Consider the following 329-nt stretch of genomic DNA (forward strand, 5'->3'; position numbering starts at 1 on the left):
GGTAGCTCAGCGAGATCACGTCATAGGAGAGGCCGTCGGCCAGCGTCTTCACCGAGGCGATCATCTGCTGCGGCGTCAGGCCCGGGCCGGACTCGGCGCGGCGCATCTCGCCGCCGGCGCTGGTCAGGATCTTGACGTGCGAGCCGCCGATGTCGATCGTCAGCACGATCGGTTCCGCGTCCGCCGCCGCCGGCTTTGCCGCCTTGGCCATGTCGTTGCCCCCTATTTCGATGGGTTGATCCAGCCGTTCGGCGGGCCGAAGCCGTTCATGGCATCGGCCGGTCCCCAGCTCTTCGGCGCGTAGACGTGCGGCGCCGTCGTGTCGCCAA

The 329-nt window shown here is 68.7% G+C and carries 1 pseudogene; it reads right to left on the bottom strand.

Annotated features, from left to right (window positions below):
* A pseudogene (locus tag EN807_RS33735) lies at positions 1 to 211 on the bottom strand (ROK family protein); the annotation flags it as partial.
* Positions 212 to 329 lie beyond the last annotated feature (118 nt).

It is taken from the genome of Mesorhizobium sp. M5C.F.Ca.ET.164.01.1.1 (assembly GCF_004792125.1).
GTDB lineage: Bacteria > Pseudomonadota > Alphaproteobacteria > Rhizobiales > Rhizobiaceae > Mesorhizobium > Mesorhizobium wenxiniae.